The organism is Streptomyces sp. NPDC005496, assembly GCF_042872045.1.
Taxonomy (GTDB): domain Bacteria; phylum Actinomycetota; class Actinomycetes; order Streptomycetales; family Streptomycetaceae; genus Streptomyces.
Genome location: NZ_JBIAJQ010000007.1, coordinates 406,314 through 426,687 on the forward strand (window position 1 = coordinate 406,314; position 20,374 = coordinate 426,687).

Genomic DNA, 20,374 nt, shown 5'->3' on the forward strand with positions numbered 1-20,374 from the left:
GGGTCAGTCCTGCCAGCCCGCGTGCTGCCCCAGGATCCGGTGCACCTCGGTGAGGTTGACCATCTTGGGCAGTTCCGACTGCGGTATCTCGACCTTGTACTTCTTCTCCAGGCGCGCCAGGATCTCGATCGCGCGCAGCGAGTCCGCCTCGTGGTCCTCGACGAAGAGGCTGGTCTCCGTGATTTCCTCCGGCTCCAGCTCGAGCACCTCGGCGACGATCTCGCGGATTTCGTCGAGCTGCTCCTGCTTGGTTCCGTTCGACATACTGGAATTCCTCCCGTGGGAAATGCACTGGTTACTTGTCAACCGTCGGAAGCCGGAACGGATTTCCGATTCCCTTGCCATGACACTAAGAGCCGGTCCGCCCGCCGGACCAGCAACCATGGGCGTTCACAATTACGGCGCCGCGTCCGGACAGCAGAAAGGCGGAGGCCGGCGACCCGAGGGTCACCGGCCTCCGCCTGATCCGTCCGCGGGCGGCAGCGGGGGAACGGACGACCGGCCGACGGATACGGAATTCCCGCCCGCACTCCGAACGGCGGGATATTCCCGGGGACTTTCTAGCCGTTGACACGAACAACCAGCAACATCACGGCAGGAAGATGCCGACATTCCCCCGCCGGACGACAAGCGCGTGCACCATACGGACGGCGACGGCAGCTTTTTTCCCGCAGGCGACGGAGACGAGTGACATGGCGACGGCGGACGTGTGGTGGTGGCGCATACCGGTGCCGTTCGAACCGGCCGACCTCGCGCTGCTCAGTCCCGCGGAGCGCGCCCGCGTCGACCGTGCGCGCACCCCGCGCGCCAAGGCGTCCGTCGTCGGCTCCCGCGCGGGCGTGAGGCGGGCCCTCGGCGTCCTGCTGGGGGCCCGGCCCGAGGACATCGAACTGGGCCGCGCGGCCTGCCCGTGCTGCGGCGCCCCCGACAAGGGGCCACCGGTCGTGCTGCGTCCCGCCGCCGCGCCGCACATCAGCATTTCTCACGCCGACGGCTGCGCGGCCCTCGCGGTGAGCGAGCGCCTCGTCGGCGTCGACGTCGAGCGCCGGCGCGCCCTGGCCACCACGGAGCTCGCGTCCGTCGCCCTCTCCCCCGCGGAGCGGGCCCATCTGGGGTCCCTGGCACCGGGCCCGGCGCGCGAGGCGGCCTTCCTGCGGTGCTGGACCCGCAAGGAGGCCGTCCTCAAGGCCGTCGGCATCGGCGTCACCACCGACCTCACCCGGCTGGAGAGCGACCCGGCCGCACCGGGCCCGGTACGCGTCACGGCGGGCGCCCGCCCCGGCGACACCCGCCCGTGGTCCGTCACCGACCTCCCGCTCCCCACCCCCTGGACCGCGTCCCTGGCCGTAGCGACGCCATCCACCGCCCCGAGGCCCCCCGAAATCCGCCTGCACGGTCCCCTGACACCGCGGGGCGACGACGGCTGGCCGTGCCCGCCATACCGGCCCGCTGAGCGCGGCGGAACAGCTCCCTGCGGCGATGTCAGTGCCGGCGCACACAATGCGCGCCATGAGTGATCACTACGAAGTCGTCTTCTCGTGCTTCCTGAGCGACGACACTCCGGTCTCGGTACTGGCGGCACTGCGCTGGCACATGGGCATGGACGACGAGTGTCCGGACGACCTGGACCCTGAAGACCATCCTTACCCGTCACTTCTCCCGGGAAGCAGCCGTCTTCCCGGCGGTGACACCGTGTCGCTCCGCCGCACCGTGCAGGAGATCACGGGTTCGGGAGAGCGCTACGAATGGGAGCTGTTCGCCCGCCTCTACTGGGTCGATGACCTCAAGCTCCACCTCGACGCCCTGTTGGAGCTGATGGCTCCTCACATCGCGCGCGAGGGCTACGGCGGCCACATACGCGACGAGTACGACACAGACGTGAAGACCTTCAACTTCCACGACGGCACATATGACCACGTTGACATCTGAGTCGGGGTTCCGCCGATCCTGATGGCCAGAAACCCCACCTTGCCTGCCTGACGTTGCCGGATGGCGGCACAGTTCCACGAGTTGCCGGTGCCGGAAACGCACCCTCCCGCGCGCCGGCCCGAGGCGTACGGTTGCCCTTGGGGCAGCTGGGGGTGATCGGCACCGGGACCGTCACGAGCGGTCCGGGACGAATACGGGGTGACGATGGTCTACCTGGTGATCGCCGCGTCGGCGGTCGCGGCCGTCCTGACGGCCGCACTGACCGTGCTGGTGCGCCGAGAGCGGCGCCGGAGCGTCTCCGGCCCGGACGGGCACCGCATCGAGACGGCGGCCACGCAAGCCCTGCGCGACGCCCGCCGCCAGGCCCACGCCCGCCAACACTTCAACGACGGCGGAGGCATCAGCGCCCTACGGGACCGCGACTCCTCCTCGTAGGGCTCCGCCGAGCGAGCGCCCCCGCCGATGTCACCTTCGCACGCTGCGCGGTGCGGCGTGCCTGTGGGGGCCCGCTGGGTGATCGGGGATGCGACGCGTAAGGACGGCCTCTCCCTTCTGCTTACGCCTGAAGGGCTCGAACAGCACCGGCGCGGAGAGACGCCAGCTTTGGTCTCCACTGAGTGGACCCAGCTCATGGAGTTGAGGATGCGGGCCGCGTACCAAAAGTGGCAAGCCAGCCCTGGCGCAGGCATTTTCGGAGGCTTTCAGCCCCGTGCCGACTTCGGCCGTGACGGCTGCTCCCTACACGGCATCCGGCGTGACCCCTACGAGCCATGGTCGGTGCGGTATACACATCACGAACGTCGCTATAAGGGTGGCCACGTCATCGTGCTCAAGACACAACCGCTCGATCGTGGCCTGTCGGCTCACTGCTCGACTCGGCCACCGTTCCATCCATCCCTTCTGCACTGGGCACGCCTCGAGGAGCGGCCGACCTCGCCGAGTCCCTTCTTCCGCAGCTCGGGAACCGGTGGCTGCACACGCAGGCTGTGGCCGCTCGGGCTCAGGGAGCCACTGCCGCTGTGGCCGAAGCTGACCGGGATCTCCTCGTCGCTGCCGCGTGGCTGCACGACGTCGGCTACGTACCCGAGCTGCACAAGACCGCGTTTCATCCCCTTCACGGTGCCCGGCACCTCGAATCGCTGGACGCACCGGCGCGTCCTCACCACCCGCACCGGCCGCCCGATCGACCCGCAGAACATCAACCGGTCGTTCTTCCGCATCACCGACGCCGCCGGCCTTTGCCGCATCCGTCTGCACGACGCCCGCCACGGCTGCGCCACGCTTCTCACCGCGGCCGGTGTCGCGCCCCGGGGTCGTGACGGAGATCCTCGGCCACGGCCAGATCAGCAACACGATGGACGTCTACACGCACGTGCCGTCCGACACACAGCGCGAGGCCATCAGCCACATGGACCGCCTGCTCAGGCGCCACATCGACCGGGAGTGAACGCCCGCATTCATGTCACCCCCGAACGCCGAACGCCCCGGACCGTTCCGTCGGCCGGGGCGTTCGCGCTGTTCAAGACAAGAGCCCCCTGTCGGATTCGAACCGACGACCTTCGCTTTACAAGAGCGGCGCTCTGACCAGCTGAGCTAAGGAGGCCCGCACGCGTGCGTGCGGTGCTGCGTGCGAGCACGCCCGAGCAGTGTACCCACGTCACAGCGGGGGTCCGTCGAAAATTTCCTCGAACTTCATCGGCCTCGGACTACTGACAGATCCGGTGAACGCGGGGTAGCGTCCTGACCCAGTTCACTCGTGTGGACTACACCACTATGGAACGTTCCGTAGTGGATCACCACCTTTACAACGGATCGTCCGGCACGTTCCTGCCGGTGAAGGGGGCCCCTCACCATGGCCACTGTCTCGTTCGACAAGGCGACCCGGATCTACCCGGGTTCCGAGAAGCCCGCCGTCGATGCTCTGGAGATCGACATCGAGGACGGCGAGTTCCTCGTCCTCGTCGGTCCCTCCGGCTGCGGCAAGTCCACCTCGCTCCGCATGCTCGCGGGGCTCGAGGACGTGAACGCCGGCGCCATCCGCATCGGTGACCGCGACGTCACGCACCTGCCGCCCAAGGACCGGGACATCGCCATGGTGTTCCAGAACTACGCGCTGTACCCGCACATGACGGTCGCCGACAACATGGGCTTCGCGCTCAAGATCGCCGGCGTCAACAAGGCCGAGATCCGCCAGAAGGTCGAGGACGCGGCGAAGATCCTCGACCTCACCGAGTACCTCGGCCGCAAGCCGAAGGCGCTCTCCGGCGGTCAGCGCCAGCGCGTCGCCATGGGCCGCGCCATCGTCCGCGAGCCCCAGGTCTTCCTCATGGACGAGCCGCTGTCGAACCTCGACGCCAAGCTCCGCGTCTCGACGCGTACGCAGATCGCGAGCCTGCAGCGCCGCCTCGGCATCACGACCGTCTACGTCACCCACGACCAGGTCGAGGCCATGACCATGGGCGACCGCGTGGCGGTCCTGAAGGACGGTCTGCTCCAGCAGGTCGACTCCCCGCGCAACATGTACGACCGTCCGGCGAACCTGTTCGTCGCCGGCTTCATCGGCTCCCCCGCCATGAACCTGGTCGAGGTCCCGATCACCGACGGCGGCGTGAAGTTCGGCAACAGCGTCGTGCCGGTCAACCGCGACGCGCTCAAGGCCGCCGCCGACAAGGGCGACCGCACGGTCACCGTCGGCGTCCGCCCCGAGCACTTCGACATCGTCGAGCAGGGCGGCGGCGCCGCGGCGTCCTCCCTCACCAAGACGACCGAGGACGCCCCGGCCGGCCTGGCCGTGTCCGTCAACGTCGTCGAGGAACTCGGCGCCGACGGCTACGTCTACGGCAGCGCCAAGGTCGGCGACGAGCTCAAGGACCTCGTCGTCCGTGTCAGCGGCCGCGCGGTCCCGGACAAGGGCGCCACGCTGCACGTCGTCCCGCGTCCGGGCGAGACCCACGTGTTCTCGACCTCCACGGGTGAGCGCCTCTCCGACTGAGGCCGCTCCAACCCCCCGTAGAGGGTGAATTCACCCAAGTTGACGAGAAGGGCCCCGCAGCCTGCTGCGGGGCCCTTTCCGTTGTCGACGAATACCCCGGCAGAGCGGTCATTTCGATACGTGTACGTCAACACGTCACCTGAAATCCTCCCTCTTCCCGTCCCCCGAACCGGTGACTAAATGTCGCCAAATCATCACCCCGCGCTACCCTCACTCGCGTGAAGCACTCCACCACTAACCAACGGACCCGGCGTGGCCGTGGCCCCGCCCGCCGGATCGGCCGCACCCTCGCCCTCGTTCTGCCTGTCGTCCTGGTGCTCTCCGGGACCCTCGCGGTCACCCGAGTCAACTGGTCGGGGAATTCCTCGGACTCGGTGCTCACCGCCTCCTCGACGGACGTCTCCAAGCGTCAGTCCTCCCGCGCCCCGCAGGACGTCCTGCGGGACAGACTCCTCATGGAGCTCCAGGAGAAGGACCCGGGTGTCGCGCTGACCCACCTCCAGCAGGCGGTGAACGGCCGCCCGTCGCTGGCGAGGCACTGCTCGTCGATCGCCCGCGCCCTCGGCCGGGCCGCCGTGCGCGTGTACGGCCCGACGCGCGCCCAGTCGTTCTCCCGGCCCGTCTGCGACACCGCCTTCGCATCGGGGGTGGCCCACGGCCTCGCGGCCCGGTAGACCCGCCCCGGACCCCGTACGAGTAGGTCCGGTTACGGAACGATTGCCGCTCGGAACCTTCGACGGGGCGCCACGTACAGTTCGGGCATGACCGATCCGAACGCCGCGTCGCGCCCCGTTCAAGCCGTTGTCCTGGCCGGCGGCCAGGGGTCACGCCTGCGCCCCTACACCGACGACCGGCCCAAGCCGATGGTCGAGATCCCCGGCACCGGGACCCCGATCATCGGCCACCAGCTCGTCTGGCTCGCCGAGGAGGGCGTGACGGACGTGGTGGTCAGCTGCGGGCACCTCGCCGAAGTGCTGCAGAACTGGCTCGACTCCGCCGATCTCCCGGTCAACGTGAAGACCGTCGTCGAGACGGAGCCCCTCGGCCGCGGCGGCGGCCTCAAGTACGCCGCCGCCCACCTCCCGCACCCGGACAAGCCCTGGTACGCGACGAACGGCGACATCTGGACCCGTTTCTCGCTGCGCGACATGGCGGACTTCCACACCGAGCGCGACGCGGTCGCGACCCTCGCGCTGGCCCGTCCCCGCATCCCCTGGGGCGCCGTGAAGACCGACGGCTTCGGCCGCATCACGGACTTCATCGAGTCACCGCCGACGCAGCACGAGATCAACGCGGGCGTCTACGTCTTCTCCCCCGAGTTCGCCTCCCTGCTCCCGGAGCGCGGCGACCACGAGCGCACCACGTTCCCGCGCCTGGCCCGCGAGCGCCGCCTGGCCGGCTTCCCGATTCCGCAGGGGGCCTACTGGCGCGCCATCGACACCGCCAAGGACCTCAGCGAGGCGGCCAAGGAACTGGCGGCGCTGGGCCGCTGAGGTCCTCCAGCGCACGGCTGGCGACCCACGGCCGCCCTCGGTCCCGTACACGCCGACGGCCCCGCACACCCGGTGTGCGGGGCCGTCGGCGTGTGCGCCGCGGGGCGTCAGCCGAGGAGGCCGCCCACGAGACGGTCGGAGCCGCCGGAGCCGCCGCCGCTCGACGTGCCCCCGGACGTACCGCCCGAGCCGCCGGTGCCGCCGGAGGTGCCGCCGCCCGAGGTCGGACCCGAGGTGGTGCTCGGTGCCTGCTGGGCGGGGGACGACTGCCGGGGCGGGGCCTGGCCGGTGCCCTGGGTCTGGGTGGGGGCGGTGCCCGTCGTGCCGGGCGTCGCTGCCGCACCGGGCGTCGTGGCCGCGCCAGACGGGGACGAGGAGGCGTCGCGGGTCGGCGTCTGGGAGGCGGACGGACGGGCCTTGTGGTGGCGCTTGCCGGGCTCTCCCGGAAGCGGGGAACCGGGCAGCTCGTTGCGCGGGGCCTCGCCGGGACCCGGGACGACGACCCGGTCGGCGTCGCGCACGGCACCGCCGAGGAGCGAGCCGACGAGCAGGGTGAGTCCGACGACGACGGTCGTGACGAGCGCGCCGCGGCGCAGCACCCGCTGCCGCAGCTCCCAGATGTCCGCGCGGGGCCCGAGCCTGCGCCAGGCCTCCCCGGCGAGGCGCCCGTCGACGGAGTAGACCGGGGCGCCCGCGGTGATCAGCGGGGACCAGGCGGCGAGGTAGATGATGTCGGGAGCGTCGTAGACCGGCACCGTCTTCCAGCTGACGGTGAGCAGCAGGGCGGCCGACAGTCCGGCGCCGACGACGGCGGCGACGCGCTGCCAGAGCCCCAGGATCGTCAGGACGCCCACGACGACCTGGAGGAAGGCGATGACGAGTCCGGCGCCGACGGGGTGCTGGAGGGCGAACTGGCGCAGCGGCTCGGCCGCCTCCCACGGGTGCAGGGAGTTGAGCCACTTGACCATCGAGCCGCGCTTGCCGCCGTCGAAGTAGACGGGGTCGCAGAGCTTGCCCATGCCGGCGTAGATGGAGATGAACCCGAGGAAGACGCGCAGCGGGAGCAGGACGACGCCGAGGTTCATCCGGCGGCCGGGGTAGTACGCGTGCCGGACCGGGTCCGCGCCGTGGCGCTTCGCCGGGGACGCGCCGTCCTGGTCGAGGTCCCGGTCGAGGTCCTCGAGGTCCTGTTCCGCGAACTCGGTGTCGGCGTAGGCCGGTTCGTCGTAGGTGCTGCCCACCTGGCGCATGTGCGGCAGGAGCCGTGTCTCCCCGGCGACGGGAGACCGCTGGCTGCCGACGAGCGGCGTCTCGACCGTCTCGACGGTCATGTCGGCCTCGTAGCCGTCCTGTTCGCCGAGGCCGACGACCGGGATGACCTGGGTCGCGCCGGTGTCGCCCGACGACTCCTCGCCGTGGCGCACGCTCGTACTGCGCGCGGCCTGGAGCAGCCGGGTGGCGCCCGTGTCGTCGGGCGCGGACTTCCCGCTCCAGACGACGGGGGCGCGACGGCGCGTTCCGGCGGCCGAACCGCCCGCAGCCGCACCGCCCTTACCGACGAAGGGGGTGCGAGCGGTGGCCTCGGCGGAGCTCAGGGGCTGCGCGATGCGCGGGGATCGGGGCCGCGTCGACTCGCCTAGCCGCACGCGAAAGCTCGCGTGATTGACGATGATCTGCGCCGGGTCGCTCGGCACCTTCACCATGCTCAGCGCGGGAGCGTCGTCGTATCCCGACGAGCGGTCCCCCGTGGGTGTGCGGGGTGTTCTGGTGTCCACACTCATCTAACCGAGTGACGTCTGTTTAGGACACTGCTTTGACCCGGCCGATCTGTCCGGACCGCGTCAAGGTCATCCGGAACATCCCTGTTGCCCCACGGGGGTGATTACGCGCACATCTGTTCAGGCGCGGCGTCGCGAGGCCTCGTAGAGGACGACTCCCGCCGCCACGCCGGCGTTCAGCGATTCGGCGCCGCCGGGCATCGGGATCCGCACCCGGAAGTCGCAGGTCTCGCCCACGAGTCGGGACAGGCCCTTGCCCTCGCTGCCGACCACGATGACCACCGGGCCGCCCAGGGACTCCAGTTCGTGGAGTTCGACCTCGCCGTCCGCGGCGAGACCGACCACGACGAGCCCGGCCTTCTTGTACGACTCCAGGGCGCGGGTCAGGTTCGCCGCGCGGGCGACCGGCGTACGGGCCGCGGTGCCGGCGGACGTCTTCCAGGCGCCGGCGGTCATGCCGGCCGCGCGCCGCTCGGGCACGACGACGCCGTGACCGCCGAAGGCGGAGACGGACCGGACGACGGCGCCGAGGTTGCGCGGGTCCGTCACGCCGTCGAGGGCGACGATCAGCGGGTCCGCTCCCTCGTCGTACGCGGCGGCGGCGAGGTCCTCGGGGTGCGCGTACTCGTACGGCGGGACCTGGAGGACCAGGCCCTGGTGGTTGAGGCCGTTGGTCATGCGGTCCAGCTCGGGGCGGGGCGCCTCCATGAGGTGGATGCCGCCGCGGTCCGCGGCGAGCTGGAGCGCCTCGCGCACCCGCTCGTCGTTGTCGATGAACTGCTGGACGTACAGCGTGACGGCGGGCACGCCCTCGCGCAGCGCCTCGACGACCGGGTTGCGTCCGACGACCATCTCGGACGTGCCCTTGCCGCCCCGGCCGCGCGGCGCGGGCCGGCGGGCGGCCTGCTTCGCCTTGGCGTTGGCGATGCGGTTCGCCTTGTGCTTCTTGCGCATCTCGGCGGGCGGGGTCGGGCCCCTGCCCTCCAGGCCCTTGCGTCGCTGGCCGCCACTGCCGACCTGCGCGCCCTTCTTGCCGGACATGCGGCGGTTGTTAGCGGCCATGACCTACCTGTCTGTGTGAGGCGTGCGTACGTACGTATATGAAGTGTGCCGCCCGGAGGCCCGGGCGGCACAATCGATCAAGGTCGACGGAGCCGCTCAGCGCGGTCCGAGCGTCCAGCGCGGCCCCTGCGGGCCGTCCTCGATGACGAGACCGGACTGGTTCAACTGGTCCCGGATGGCGTCCGCGGTCGCCCAGTCCTTGCGCCCCCGCGCCGACTCGCGCTGCTGGAGCACGAGGCGTACGAGGGTGTCGACGACGCCGTGCAGGTCCTCGCCGCGGTCGCCCTCGCCCGCCCACTGCGGGTCGAGCGGGTCGAGGCCGAGGACGCCGAGCATCGCGCGGACCTCGGCGAGGCGGGCGACGGCGGCTTCCTTGTCGTCGGCGGCCAGGGCGCTGTTGCCCTGGCGGACCGTGGTGTGCACGACGGCGAGGGCCTGCGGGACGCCCAGGTCGTCGTCCATCGCCTCGGCGAAGGCCGGCGGCACCTCGGCGGCGGGCTCGACGACTCCCCCCGCCTTCTCGACGACGCGCTGCACGAAGCCCTCGATGCGGGCGAACGCCGACTCGGCCTCGCGCAGGGCCTCTTCGCTGTACTCGATCATCGAGCGGTAGTGCGGGGTGCCCAGGTAGTAGCGCAGCACGATCGGGCGCCACTGCTTGACCATCTCGCTCACCAGGACCGAGTTGCCGAGCGACTTCGACATCTTCTCGCCGCTCATGGTGACCCAGGCGTTGTGCACCCAGTACGCGGCGAAGTCGTCGCCGAAGGCCTTGGCCTGGGCGATCTCGTTCTCGTGGTGCGGGAAGATCAGGTCGATCCCGCCGCCGTGGATGTCGAAGGCGCTGCCCAGGTACTTGTGCGCCATCGCCGAGCACTCCAGGTGCCAGCCGGGACGGCCGCGGCCCCACGGGGTCTCCCAGTCGGGCTCACCGGGCTTGGACGCCTTCCACATGGCGAAGTCACGCGGGTCGCGCTTGCCGGTGATGCCGTCCTCGGCGGGCTGGCGCAGCTCGTCGAGGTCCTGGTTGGACAGCGCCAGGTAACCGGGGAACGAGCGCACGTCGAAGTAGACGCTGCCGTCGGCCTCGTACGCGTGACCGCGCTCGATGAGGACGCGCATCATCTCGACCATCTCGGTGATGTGCCCGGTGGCGCGCGGCTCGTAGGTGGGCGGCAGGCAGCCGAGCACGTCGTAGCCGTCGTTGAAGGCGCGCTCGTTCGCGTACCCGATGGACCACCAGGGACGGCCCTGCTCGGCCGACTTGACGATGATCTTGTCGTCGATGTCCGTCACGTTCCGGATGAAGGTGACGTCGTATCCGCGGTGCTCGAACCAGCGGCGCATGATGTCGAAGTTGAGCCCGGAGCGGATGTGCCCGATGTGCGGTGCGGCCTGCACGGTGGCACCACACAGGTAGATCGAGACACAACCCGGCACGAGCGGGGTGAAGTCACGGATCTGCCGGGCGCTGGTGTCGTACAGGCGAATAGTCACCACTCCAGGGTAGTGGGCCCCGGCCAGTGCCCCGAGCCCGTTACGCCTGAAGGCACACGGATTCGTGACATCCGGCGTGCCATCAGGCGCCCGGACCTCCCGTCCGGCGGCCCGCCGGGTCAGTCCGTCCGCACGACCAGCGCCGTGGCCACCGCCAGCAGACCCTCGTCCCGGCCGGGGAAGCCGAGCCCGTCGGTCGTGGCGCCGGACACGGAGACGGGTGCCCCCACCGCCTCGGACAGCAGCTTCTGCGCCTCGTCCCGGCGCCTGCCGATCTTCGGCCGCGGCCCGACGACCTGCACCGCCACGTTCCCGACGGCGAACCCGGCCGCTCGGACGATCCGCGCCGCCTCGGTGAGCAGCGTGACCCCCGAGGCGCCGGCCCACTCGGGCCGCCCGGTCCCGAAGTGGGCCCCGAGGTCACCCAGTCCGGCCGCGGAGAACAGCGCGTTGCACGCGGCGTGCGCGACGACGTCCGCGTCGGAGTGCCCGGCGAGCCCGGGCCCCTCGCCCTCCCAGAGCAGTCCCGCGCACCACAGCTCGCGGCCCTCCTCGAAGGCGTGGATGTCGGTACCGATCCCGACCTGCGGAATCACCGGCACGCCCGCGGGCGGCCGGCCGGCGGCCGTCTCAGAACCCATCGTTGAGCCTCCTGCGCGCGAGAACCGCCTCGGCGAGTACGAGGTCCAGGGGGCGCGTCACCTTGAACGCCTCCTCGTGCCCGGGCACCACGACGACGGGCGTGCCGAGCCGCTCGACCATGCTCGCGTCGTCGGTCACGTCGTCGGTGACGGCCGCGTGGGCGCGTACGAGCGTGTCGCGGTCGAAGCCCTGCGGGGTCTGCACCGCACGCAGCAGGGACCGCTCGGGCGTGGCGACGACCGGCTCGGGCGAGCCGTCGGCGCGCGGGTCGACCTGCTTGACGGTGTCGCTGAGCGGCAGCGCCGGTACGACGGCGGGGGCGCCGTCCCGTACCGCCTCGATGACCGCGTCCACGGTGTCCACGGGCACCAGCGGGCGGGCCGCGTCGTGCACGAGGACGATGTCGACGCCGTCCGGCAGCGCGTCGAGGCCGCACTTCACGGACTCCTGGCGGCTCTCCCCGCCGGGGACCACCAGGAAGTCGGTCCGCTCCGGCAGCGGGTGCGCGTCGAGGAGCGTCCTGACCTCGGCGGCGCCGTCGGGCGGGGCCACGACGACGACGAGGGAGACCGCGCGGGAGGCGGCCATGGCGCGTACGGCGTGGACGAGCATGGGCGTGCCGTTCAGCGCGCGGAGTGCTTTGGGGGCGCCCGGACCGAGGCGCACACCCCGGCCGGCGGCCGGAATCACGGCCGCGGTGCGGGGTTCCGGAGGCGAAGGGCGCGATTCGTCAGACATCGGTTCCTGTCAGGTTTGTGTGCTCGGCCGAGGTGGGTATGGGCTGGGCGTACCCCCGGCCGATGGTTGGGGCAGTGCCGGGCGCGACGCCTTGACCGGACCCCTTCCGTGACATCCGGTCGAGTCGGCTGCCCGGGCCCGGCACGTCAGTATCGGGGCCGCACATGATCATCTGGTGTTCGCGCGACCGGTCGGGGACCGGGACCCACGAAAGACCGGCTGACCGGGACGGCCCCGAGGCACGACATCGGAGCTCCGCGCCCGAACGGCATACGGGCACGAACATGCCGCAGCGCCCGGCGACAGCTTTCGCGTCATCGGGCACCGCGGCATTACGTTGCGCTGAACAGGCCGGCGCCTGCGTCAATCCGGCCGTCGTCTCGACGGGCACCGCCGTCGGGACGACCGTCGCTCGACGACCGCCGTCGTCAGGACGCGAGGACCTCGTCGAGCAGGGCCTCCGCCTTGTCCTCGTTCGTGTTCTCCGCGAGGGCCAGCTCGCTCACCAGGATCTGCCGGGCCTTGGCGAGCATGCGCTTCTCACCTGCGGAGAGTCCGCGCTCGCGCTCACGACGCCACAGGTCACGCACGACTTCCGCGACCTTGATGACATCGCCCGAGGCGAGCTTCTCCAGATTTGCCTTGTAGCGACGCGACCAATTCGTGGGCTCCTCGGCGTACGGCGCACGCAGCACCTCGAAGACCCGGTCCAGCCCGTCCTGACCGACCACATCACGCACGCCGACGAACTCCGCATTGTCCGCTGGCACACGTACCGTCAGGTCGCCCTGGGCGACCTTCAGCACCAAGTAGGTCTTGTCCACGCCTTTGATCTGGCGAGTTTCGATGGCCTCGATCAGCGCGGCCCCGTGATGGGGATAGACCACGGTGTCGCCAACCTTGAACGTCATGTGACAGGTACCCCTTCCGTGGCTATCCAGAGTAACACGGAAACGGCGTCTTCTGAATGGCGTTTTCGCAGGTCAGGGCATATCTCGGGGCTTGACAAGCACAACCGGAACGTGCTGCGAGGGGCGAGCGGAAGAGGGTATTCGCAGGTGGGAGCCGCTGTCCAGGCCGAGTGAAACACGTACGTCACACACCCCGGAAGTGACCTCAAGAGGTCCGAACGTCCTATTTTGTCCGACTCCAAGAGGGCGACTTCCGCTACTCCGTTCGGTGAGCGGAGTCGGGTACGAGACGTTTCGGGAATTGATCACCGCGGTCGATGATCAAAATTCCGGCGGCATCCGCATTCCGCACCGGCCGTTACCGATCCCCACCGGGAAATCCGCAAGTCAAGACCCCTGGCGCTTATGTGAATGGCGGACCGGTGCAGCGCCCAACTACCCGGCGCGCCTCACCCCGGGCCCGATCCGGCCGCCCCCGCCACCGGTCCGGCGCAGCCCGGCGGTGCGTAGGGGCGGGTCGGGTGCGGCGGCGCGGGAACGGCTCGGTAACCTAAGCCCGCTGACAGACACTTAGGGCGGCTTTACAGCCGTACGGCCGCCCTCCCTCGTACGCCCACGTTCTAGGAGTTGCCGCCGCCGTGAGCAGCAGCCTTCGACGCGGCTCCCTCGCCGCCGCCGCCATCGCGTTCTCGATCGCCTCGCTCGCCGCCTGCGGCGCCGGCAACAACGCCGAGACCCTGCAGGTCAAGCCCGACAACGCGGCCACCAGCGTGGGCGAGATCAAGGTCCAGAACGCCCTCGTCATCACCCAGCCCGACCCGGAGGCCGGCGGTCCCGCCGCGATCTCCGGAGCCGTCTTCAACGGCGGGAGCACGCCCCAGACCCTGGACTCGATCACCGTCGCCGGCGAGACGGCCACGATCAAGCCCGCCAAGGGATCCGGCAAGCTGACGATCCCGCCCCACGGCTCCGTCCTCCTCGGCGGCAAGGGCAACGCCTCCGCGGTCCTGGAGAGCACCCCCGAGGCCGTCAAGGACGGCAACGCGCAGAAGACCACCTTCAGCTTCAGCAAGACCGGTGACGTGACCCTGCGGGCCTTCGTCGTCCCGGCCGAGAGCTACTTCAGCGACTGGGGCCCGACCGCGGTCCCGGCGGGGCCCGGTGCCTCCGCGTCCGCCTCCCCGAGCGGCAAGCCGTCGAAGTCGGCCGGGGCGTCCGCCTCGCCGTCCGACGAGGCCACGGGTACGCCGACCGACGCCGCGTCGGCCAGCGCCTCCGCCTCGCACTCGGCCGCGGGTCACTGACCCGGCGGCACCCGGCTCGCGTACGACCGAGGGCGGCACCCCCTTCGCGGGGGTACCGCCCTTCGTGCGTCCGCTCGTCGTCCGGGCCGGTCTACGGCTCGAACTTGTAGCCGAGACCCCGCACCGTCACCAGGTAGCGCGGCGCGCCCGGGTCCGGCTCGATCTTGGCGCGCAGGCGCTTGACGTGGACGTCGAGGGTCTTGGTGTCGCCCACGTAGTCGGCGCCCCACACCCGGTCGATGAGCTGCATACGGGTCAGCACGCGGCCCGCGTTACGCAGCAGCATCTCCAGGAGGTCGAACTCCTTCAGCGGGAGGTCGATCTTGGAACCGGCGACGGTGACCACGTGACGGTCCACGTCCATCCGCACCGGTCCGGCCTCCAGGGCGGCCGGAGTGACCTCCTCCGGCTCACCCCGCCGGCGCAGGACGGCCCGGATCCGGGCGACCAGCTCGCGGGAGGAGAAGGGCTTGGTGACGTAGTCGTCCGCCCCTATCTCCAGTCCGACGACCTTGTCGATCTCGCTGTCCTTCGCGGTGACCATGATCACCGGAACGTTGGAGCGTCCGCGCAGCTGACGGCAGACCTCGGTGCCCGGCAGGCCGGGCAGCATCAGGTCGAGCAGGACGAGGTCGGCGCCGTTGCGCTCGAACTCGTCGAGGCCGTCGGGCCCGGTGGTCGCGACGGCGACCTCGAAGCCCTCCTTGCGGAGCATGTACGACAGGGCGTCGGAGAAGGACTCCTCGTCCTCGACGACGAGCACTCGGGTCACGGAAGGACCTCCGGGGCAGGATGCGGTTCGTACGGGGATGAGACGGCGGTCGTTCCGTCGGGCTGCTCGTTCTCGTCGTCTTCGTCGAGTCCAGGCATGTGGTGACCGGTCAGGCGGGCGCGGGCCGCGCCCGCCTCCGGCAGTCGCAGGGTGAAGGTGGAGCCCTGTCCCTCCGAGCTCCACACCGTGACCTCCCCGCCGTGCGAGGCGGCCACGTGCTTGACGATCGCGAGTCCCAGGCCGGTGCCTCCGGTGGCACGTGAGCGGGCCGGGTCCACGCGGTAGAAGCGCTCGAAGATGCGCTCCTTGTCCTTGTCGGAGATGCCGATGCCCTGGTCGGTCACGGCCACCTCGATGAGGTCTCCGCCGGGCGCGGTCACCCGGCGCGCGGCTATGCCGACCCGGGTGCGGGCCGGCGAGTAGTTGACGGCGTTCTCCACCAGGTTGCCCAGCGCGGCGGCCAGCTGACCCCGGTTGCCCCAGACGTGGAGTTCGGCGGTGCCGCCCGCCGCCATGGTGATCTGCTTCGTGCCGGCCTGGTGGCGGCAGCGGTCGATCGCCTCCGCCACCAGCTCGTCCACCCGGACGGGCTCGGCGTCTTCGAGGGGATCGTCGTTCTGCACCCGCGACAGGTCGATGAGCTCCTGCACGAGGTTGGTGAGCCGGGTGGCCTCGATCTGCATGCGGCCGGCGAAGCGCTGCACGGCCTCGGGGTCGTCGGAGGCGTCCATGACGGCTTCGGAGAGCAGTGACAGCGCTCCCACGGGCGTCTTGAGCTCGTGGCTCACGTTCGCGACGAAGTCGCGCCGTACCGCTTCGATCCGGCGCGCCTCGGTGAGGTCCTCGACCAGCAGGAGCACGAGCCGGGACCCGAGCGGCGCCACCCGGGCGGACACGGCGAGTGCCTCGCCCCGGCCGGTGCCCCGCCGGGGCAGATCCAGCTCCACCTGCCGTATCTCCCCGTCGCGGCGGGTGTCGCGGGCCATCTGCATCATCGGATCGACGGCCAGCTTCCCGCCCCGCACCAGCCCGAGGGCGTACGCGGCGGAGCTGGCCTTGACCACGGCGTCCGCCTCGTCGAGTACGACGGCGGAGGACCGGAGCACGGACAGCACCGTGTCCACACCCGGGGGAAGCACGGCGTCCGTGTGCAGGGAGGTCCTGGTGGGCCGTTTCTGGTCGCGCTCGCTCCAGCGGAACGCCAGCATGGCGATGACACCGGTGAGTACTCCGGCGATCGCTGCCGCTGCGGCGACCGCCGCGTTCACGTCCATGCCCCCAGGTTAGGCATGTCGTCGGTCGAGGCCACAGCCATCCGAGTGCGAGCTCGAACACTCGTCGCCCAGAGTTCACCTGGGAGCCAGTGATGGTTCATTTGGGGTGACGGAAACGGACGCGTAGGGGCCCGACCGTGGGAGCGTGGGGTTCACAGGGCCTGTCCGGCGGTCAGGGCCCAGCCCCCGGAACCCCCGAGAAGACGTAAGAGAGGGACATCCTGATGCGGGACGCGTACCACGAGGAACTGGACTCGATCGGCGAGGGCCTGGTCGAGATGGCCCGGCTTGTCGGGTCGGCGATCGGGCGCGCCACGACGGCCATCCTCGACTCCGACCTGAAACTGGCCGAGAGCGTGATCGCGGCCGACGAGAAGGTCGACGATCTGCAGCACGAGCTGGAGGCCCGGGCGATAGCACTGCTGGCCCGCCAGCAGCCGGTGGCGACGGATCTGCGGATCGTCGTGACGTCGCTGCGCATGTCCGCCGACCTGGAGCGCTCCGGCGACCTGGCGCAGCACGTCGCCAAGCTCGCCCGGCTGCGCTTCCCCGAGCGGGCCATCCCGCACGACCTGCACGCCACGATCCTGGAGATGGGCCAGCTGGCCCAGCGCCTCATGGCCAAGGCGGCCGAGGTCATCATCACCAAGGACGTCGACCTCGCCCTCCAGCTGGAGCAGGACGACGACGAGATGGACCTGCTGCACCGCACGCTCTTCCAGCACCTGCTGGACGACAAGTGGAAGCACGGCATCGAGACGGCGGTCGACGTGACGCTGCTCGGCCGCTACTACGAGCGCTTCGCCGACCACGCCGTGTCCGTCGCCAAGCGCGTGGTCTACCTGGTCACGGGCGAGCACGCGGACGACCTCCAGACGGACATCCCGCCCGTCACGGGGGCCGAGGGGGCCTGAACCCCGGGCCTCCGGGGCGCCCGAAAGCCTCCGTGCGCCGTTGATGCGCCCGCCCGGGTGGGCATGCAATGGGCGAACGGAAGCTGTGCGGTGCGGTGCCTTTCGCACCGCACCGCACACCTTCGTGTCCGAAGGAGGGACCCATGGCCGAATCCCCCAGTACGCCCGACCCCACGCAGGACCGCGAGACGCAAGCGCCCGCCGAGATCAAGAGCCTGCCGCTGTTCGGTGCCTGCGGGTGCGGTTCCGGCTGCGGCTGCGGCTGCCAGTCGGGCAACCCCTGTCAGTGCGGCTGACCGGGTACGACGTCGAAGGGGCCCCGCCGTGTCGGCCGGGGCCCCTTCTGCTCAGCGGGCGTCAGCCCTGGACGCCACCGAGGTGCAGCGGGTCCTGCATGCCCGCGTGGCCCTCGTCGCGACCGTCGTGGCCCTCGCCGCGGCCCTCGTCGTCGTGGCCCCAGTCACGGCCGTCGTGGCCCCAGTCGCGGCCCTCGTCGTCATCGTCGACGTTCAGACAGCCCTCGGCGTAGTACGTGTTGGCCTCACCGCTGCCGGCGGTCGTGCCGGCGAGGATCCCGCAGCCGGAGACGTGGCGGCCGTCGTTGTCGCCGCCCCAGTCGTTGGCCATGGCCTGGGCGGAACCGCCCAGGACGCAGGCGGCGGACAGGACCGCCGCGGTGACGATCGTGCGCATGCGCATGAAGAAACTCCCTTTTGTCGGGGGTTGAAGGGTCGTCAACAGCCATGGACCGGGGGCGTTCCGGGCAAACCTCGCCGCGCCCATCCAGCGCAACGGCCTTCCACCCTCGCTTCCGGCCGCCCGCGGACCTCCTCGCGCCACCTCCCGGGGCCCGCGTCCCGCCGTGCCGCTCCCCGCTCCCCCGGCCGCCTCGCGAGCCCGCTCGGGCCCCTCGCCCCCGTTCACTCCTTGGTGTCGCCGGAGCCGGGATTCGCGGCGGGCGCCTCCCCGGCGCGAGACGCAGGTCACACCGAGCCGTGTCACATCCCCCGGGGCCGTCCCGTCCTAGGGGTGTCCGCACCGACACGACACAGGAGTGCAGCATGGAAGCTCGGTTGAACCTCATGGCCAGCCCGGTCGCCGCCGCCTTCGGCAAGCACCTCGTCGCCGCGAACCGCGTTCTCGCCGAGTCGGCGCTGCCGGCCGCGACCCGCGAACTGGTGCTGTTGCGCGCCAGCCAGATCAACGGCTGCGGGTTCTGCGTCGACATGCACACCAAGGACGCCGCGCACGCCGGTGAGAGCTCGCTCCGCCTCAACCTGGTCGCCGCCTGGCGGGAGGCCACGGTGTTCACCGACGCCGAGCGGGCCGCCCTGGAGCTGACCGAGGAGGGCACCCGTATCGCCGACGCGGCGGGCGGTGTCAGCGACGAGGTCTGGGCGAACGCCGCCAAGCACTACGACGAGGAGCAGCTCGCAGCCCTGGTGTGCACGATCGCCCTCATCAACGCCTTCAACCGCGGCAACGTCATAGCCCGCCAGCCGGCGGGGGGTTATGAGCCGGGGCGGTTTCACTGAGGTGAGGGCGAGGGAGGCAGGCTGACCGCCCAGAGCGTGAGGGGGAGGGCTCACTGTCCGGGGGTGAGGGGGGAGGGAGTGGCCAACGCGACGGGCGGCCTGATGGACGTCGACCATGTCGTACGCCGGCTGACGGGACCGAGTCTCTGGCACAGCCAGGTCCTGGCGACCAGGTGCCCGCCGTCGCACTCGCGGAGCTGCCCGAGGGCGACGCCCAGCTAGCCGCCGCGGCCCTCCGTGAGGCCCACTGTCCCCGGCTGACGAGCGTCGCGTCGTCGAACAGAGGAAGCCGGGGTGGGCGGCCCGTGACCACGCTGCGTGTGCCGTCAGTTGCGCCGTGCCTCGGCGATCTGTCGCGCGAGCTCCTCGACCACCTGGGGTACAACACGCTGGGTCTCTTCTGCTTGCAGGGCTTCCGTGAGTGCCCGGTGCACTTCCGGATACGGCCGTCCAGAGTGGGTGGCACGGGTGCGATCGACCGCTCGCTCGATCTTCGCGACGTGCGCCGCAACGATCGGAATGGCCTTGTCGTACTCGCTCGGGTCGGTGGTCATGAGCTCAACCGATCAGTGTGGAGCGCCTCGGTCAAGAGGGGGCGAGGCGTTCCGGGACCTAGCTGAACTGCGGCCGGCCGACCTGTTCGGCCGCGACCACAGCACTGAGCCGAGCCCGTGCCATCCGCTCACGGCTCGCAGAAGGTCCAGTGCCGACTGGAGCGAGCCGTGACGGTCGGCCCGTGACGAGAACGCCTGAGCCATCAGCTTGGGAAGCTCGAGTTCTCGACGCGAGCCGACTCGGCTGAACGGCGCCGGGGCAGGCAGGAAGCCTGTCCGACCGCGGCCCGGTTCGTGTCGTTTCACTTCGTGGAGCCAACACGCAATGCATGAGCGGGCGTTGAGGGCCTGGAGTGTGTCCGATGTCGGTTGGCTTCCGACAAGATCACACAGTCGGCAAAGGGCGAAGTCGGGTTTCCCACTCCCTTCCAGGGAAAGACCCCGAGTGCATCTCGGTGAGTCGGAGGGGGCTGCTCATGAGCGATACATCACGGGCGCGGCACGACGGGTCAGAGCCGGGGCCGCCGCCCGAGCGCGGCTCAGATCGCTTCAGTGATGGTCCCCCTGATCCCCTCGCCTCTCTGCTTGCCAAAGTCAACGACGGGGAACACATCGCGGCTCCTGGAGACAATCTGGGCGCCGCAGACCGTGACCCTCATGACGAGGATTGGCGGGAGCATGATCGCCACGGCCCCTACGGGCAGGGGCGTCGCCGGAGGAACTGACTCCCAGGGCGGAGTCCCGTCTGCGGCAGCGCGAGCGGGGACTTGGCGTGGAGCTGTTCACACACTCGACCTGTCCGTTGGTTTCGCGCGCCGGCTCGACGCCCCATCGCTCGACGTTCGAACACGTTCGAGATGCCCTGTGAGGTGGCGGCAGCGGGTCTCCGCTGTTCGGGGCGCCATGCCTGAGCGACTCACGGATCTGGCACGGCACGAAACTCTTTGGCCGCGGCGCGGCGTCCAGGCTGAAGATTGGT

General features: G+C 70.6%; 21 protein-coding genes, 1 tRNA gene and 2 pseudogenes. 12 read left to right on the forward strand and 12 right to left on the reverse strand.

Annotation, left to right across the window (positions count from 1 at the left end; genetic code table 11):
• Window positions 1-3: 3 nt before the first annotated feature.
• Window positions 4-264: an acyl carrier protein gene (locus tag ACFYQQ_RS23515; RefSeq protein WP_121402202.1), complete on the reverse strand. Its 261-nt coding sequence runs from the start codon at window positions 262-264 to the stop codon at window positions 4-6.
• 428 nt (window positions 265-692) lie between these two features.
• Here ACFYQQ_RS23515 and ACFYQQ_RS23520 point away from each other — a divergent pair, with 428 nt between their 5' ends.
• From ACFYQQ_RS23520 to ACFYQQ_RS23540, 5 genes and pseudogenes are all read left to right on the forward strand, one after another.
• On the forward strand, window positions 693-1,517 hold the full coding sequence (locus ACFYQQ_RS23520; RefSeq protein WP_355786049.1) for a 4'-phosphopantetheinyl transferase superfamily protein: 825 nt from the start codon (window positions 693-695) through the stop codon (window positions 1,515-1,517).
• Window positions 1,510-1,929, forward strand: coding sequence for a hypothetical protein (locus ACFYQQ_RS23525; protein WP_355786052.1), 420 nt, complete (start codon window positions 1,510-1,512; stop codon window positions 1,927-1,929). The genes ACFYQQ_RS23520 and ACFYQQ_RS23525 overlap by 8 nt, the downstream gene beginning before the upstream one ends.
• 198 nt (window positions 1,930-2,127) lie before the next feature.
• Window positions 2,128-2,364 (forward strand): hypothetical protein, encoded by a 237-nt coding sequence (locus ACFYQQ_RS23530; RefSeq protein WP_355786055.1) that lies wholly within the window; start codon window positions 2,128-2,130, stop codon window positions 2,362-2,364.
• A 584-nt stretch (window positions 2,365-2,948) separates the two neighbouring features.
• A pseudogene (locus ACFYQQ_RS23535) lies at window positions 2,949-3,104 on the forward strand (hypothetical protein); the annotation flags it as partial.
• Window positions 3,085-3,376: pseudogene (locus ACFYQQ_RS23540) on the forward strand (tyrosine-type recombinase/integrase); the annotation flags it as partial. The pseudogenes ACFYQQ_RS23535 and ACFYQQ_RS23540, both read left to right, overlap by 20 nt.
• 82 nt (window positions 3,377-3,458) lie before the next feature.
• On the opposite strand, the gene ACFYQQ_RS23545 reads toward ACFYQQ_RS23540, so the two are convergent.
• Window positions 3,459-3,532: transfer RNA gene (locus tag ACFYQQ_RS23545), tRNA-Thr, on the reverse strand.
• Window positions 3,533-3,781: 249 nt separating this feature from the next.
• Between ACFYQQ_RS23545 and ACFYQQ_RS23550 the strand changes: the two genes are divergently transcribed.
• From ACFYQQ_RS23550 to ACFYQQ_RS23560, 3 genes are all read left to right on the forward strand, one after another.
• Window positions 3,782-4,921, forward strand: coding sequence for a sn-glycerol-3-phosphate ABC transporter ATP-binding protein UgpC (locus ACFYQQ_RS23550; protein WP_355786058.1), 1,140 nt, complete (start codon window positions 3,782-3,784; stop codon window positions 4,919-4,921).
• Between the two features lie 218 nt (window positions 4,922-5,139).
• Window positions 5,140-5,595 carry a hypothetical protein gene (locus ACFYQQ_RS23555; RefSeq protein ID WP_355786061.1) on the forward strand — a complete coding sequence of 152 codons (456 nt, stop codon included), beginning with the start codon at window positions 5,140-5,142 and terminating at the stop codon, window positions 5,593-5,595.
• An 87-nt stretch (window positions 5,596-5,682) separates the two neighbouring features.
• Window positions 5,683-6,414 (forward strand): nucleotidyltransferase family protein, encoded by a 732-nt coding sequence (locus tag ACFYQQ_RS23560; RefSeq protein ID WP_355786064.1) that lies wholly within the window; start codon window positions 5,683-5,685, stop codon window positions 6,412-6,414.
• Between the two features lie 107 nt (window positions 6,415-6,521).
• Here the strand turns inward: ACFYQQ_RS23560 and ACFYQQ_RS23565 are convergent, their stop codons facing one another.
• The 6 genes from ACFYQQ_RS23565 to ACFYQQ_RS23590 all read right to left on the reverse strand — a co-directional run bounded on the left by ACFYQQ_RS23565 (window position 6,522) and on the right by ACFYQQ_RS23590 (window position 13,042).
• Window positions 6,522-8,195, reverse strand: coding sequence for a DoxX family protein (locus ACFYQQ_RS23565; RefSeq protein ID WP_356242965.1), 1,674 nt, complete (start codon window positions 8,193-8,195; stop codon window positions 6,522-6,524).
• Between the two features lie 117 nt (window positions 8,196-8,312).
• Window positions 8,313-9,254 carry a 23S rRNA (guanosine(2251)-2'-O)-methyltransferase RlmB gene (gene rlmB, locus ACFYQQ_RS23570; protein ID WP_355780262.1) on the reverse strand — a complete coding sequence of 314 codons (942 nt, stop codon included), beginning with the start codon at window positions 9,252-9,254 and terminating at the stop codon, window positions 8,313-8,315.
• 96 nt (window positions 9,255-9,350) lie between these two features.
• Window positions 9,351-10,751 (reverse strand): cysteine--tRNA ligase, encoded by a 1,401-nt coding sequence (gene cysS, locus ACFYQQ_RS23575; protein ID WP_355780265.1) that lies wholly within the window; start codon window positions 10,749-10,751, stop codon window positions 9,351-9,353.
• Window positions 10,752-10,870: 119 nt separating this feature from the next.
• Window positions 10,871-11,392, reverse strand: coding sequence for a 2-C-methyl-D-erythritol 2,4-cyclodiphosphate synthase (ispF, locus tag ACFYQQ_RS23580; RefSeq protein ID WP_355780268.1), 522 nt, complete (start codon window positions 11,390-11,392; stop codon window positions 10,871-10,873).
• Window positions 11,382-12,131 carry a 2-C-methyl-D-erythritol 4-phosphate cytidylyltransferase gene (ispD, locus tag ACFYQQ_RS23585; RefSeq protein ID WP_355780271.1) on the reverse strand — a complete coding sequence of 250 codons (750 nt, stop codon included), beginning with the start codon at window positions 12,129-12,131 and terminating at the stop codon, window positions 11,382-11,384. The genes ispF and ispD overlap by 11 nt, the downstream gene beginning before the upstream one ends.
• 428 nt (window positions 12,132-12,559) lie before the next feature.
• Window positions 12,560-13,042, reverse strand: coding sequence for a CarD family transcriptional regulator (locus ACFYQQ_RS23590; protein WP_003953493.1), 483 nt, complete (start codon window positions 13,040-13,042; stop codon window positions 12,560-12,562).
• Between the two features lie 638 nt (window positions 13,043-13,680).
• Between ACFYQQ_RS23590 and ACFYQQ_RS23595 the strand changes: the two genes are divergently transcribed.
• The gene (locus ACFYQQ_RS23595; protein WP_355780274.1) at window positions 13,681-14,346 is read left to right on the forward strand and encodes a DUF461 domain-containing protein; all 666 of its coding nucleotides are present in this window, start codon (window positions 13,681-13,683) and stop codon (window positions 14,344-14,346) included.
• Between the two features lie 91 nt (window positions 14,347-14,437).
• On the opposite strand, the gene ACFYQQ_RS23600 is transcribed toward ACFYQQ_RS23595, so the two are convergent.
• Both ACFYQQ_RS23600 and ACFYQQ_RS23605 read right to left on the reverse strand, forming a co-directional pair.
• The gene (locus ACFYQQ_RS23600) at window positions 14,438-15,118 is read right to left on the reverse strand and encodes a response regulator transcription factor (protein WP_355780277.1); all 681 of its coding nucleotides are present in this window, start codon (window positions 15,116-15,118) and stop codon (window positions 14,438-14,440) included.
• Window positions 15,115-16,392 carry an ATP-binding protein gene (locus ACFYQQ_RS23605; RefSeq protein WP_355780279.1) on the reverse strand — a complete coding sequence of 426 codons (1,278 nt, stop codon included), beginning with the start codon at window positions 16,390-16,392 and terminating at the stop codon, window positions 15,115-15,117. The genes ACFYQQ_RS23600 and ACFYQQ_RS23605 overlap by 4 nt, the downstream gene beginning before the upstream one ends.
• A 224-nt stretch (window positions 16,393-16,616) precedes the next feature.
• Here ACFYQQ_RS23605 and phoU point away from each other — a divergent pair, with 224 nt between their 5' ends.
• Together phoU and ACFYQQ_RS23615 are read left to right on the forward strand one after the other, a co-directional pair.
• Entirely contained in the window at window positions 16,617-17,306 is a 690-nt protein-coding gene (gene phoU / locus ACFYQQ_RS23610; protein WP_355780282.1) for a phosphate signaling complex protein PhoU, read from the forward strand.
• A 143-nt stretch (window positions 17,307-17,449) separates the two neighbouring features.
• Entirely contained in the window at window positions 17,450-17,602 is a 153-nt protein-coding gene (locus ACFYQQ_RS23615) for a hypothetical protein (RefSeq protein ID WP_355780285.1), read from the forward strand.
• Between the two features lie 61 nt (window positions 17,603-17,663).
• Here the strand turns inward: ACFYQQ_RS23615 and ACFYQQ_RS23620 are convergent, their stop codons facing one another.
• Window positions 17,664-18,005: a hypothetical protein gene (locus ACFYQQ_RS23620; RefSeq protein WP_355780288.1), complete on the reverse strand. Its 342-nt coding sequence runs from the start codon at window positions 18,003-18,005 to the stop codon at window positions 17,664-17,666.
• A 362-nt stretch (window positions 18,006-18,367) separates the two neighbouring features.
• Between ACFYQQ_RS23620 and ACFYQQ_RS23625 the strand changes: the two genes are divergently transcribed.
• Entirely contained in the window at window positions 18,368-18,841 is a 474-nt protein-coding gene (locus ACFYQQ_RS23625) for a carboxymuconolactone decarboxylase family protein (RefSeq protein WP_355780291.1), read from the forward strand.
• Between the two features lie 326 nt (window positions 18,842-19,167).
• Here the strand turns inward: ACFYQQ_RS23625 and ACFYQQ_RS23630 are convergent, their stop codons facing one another.
• On the reverse strand, window positions 19,168-19,395 hold the full coding sequence (locus tag ACFYQQ_RS23630) for a hypothetical protein (RefSeq protein ID WP_355780294.1): 228 nt from the start codon (window positions 19,393-19,395) through the stop codon (window positions 19,168-19,170).
• Between the last annotated feature and the right edge of the window lie 979 nt (window positions 19,396-20,374).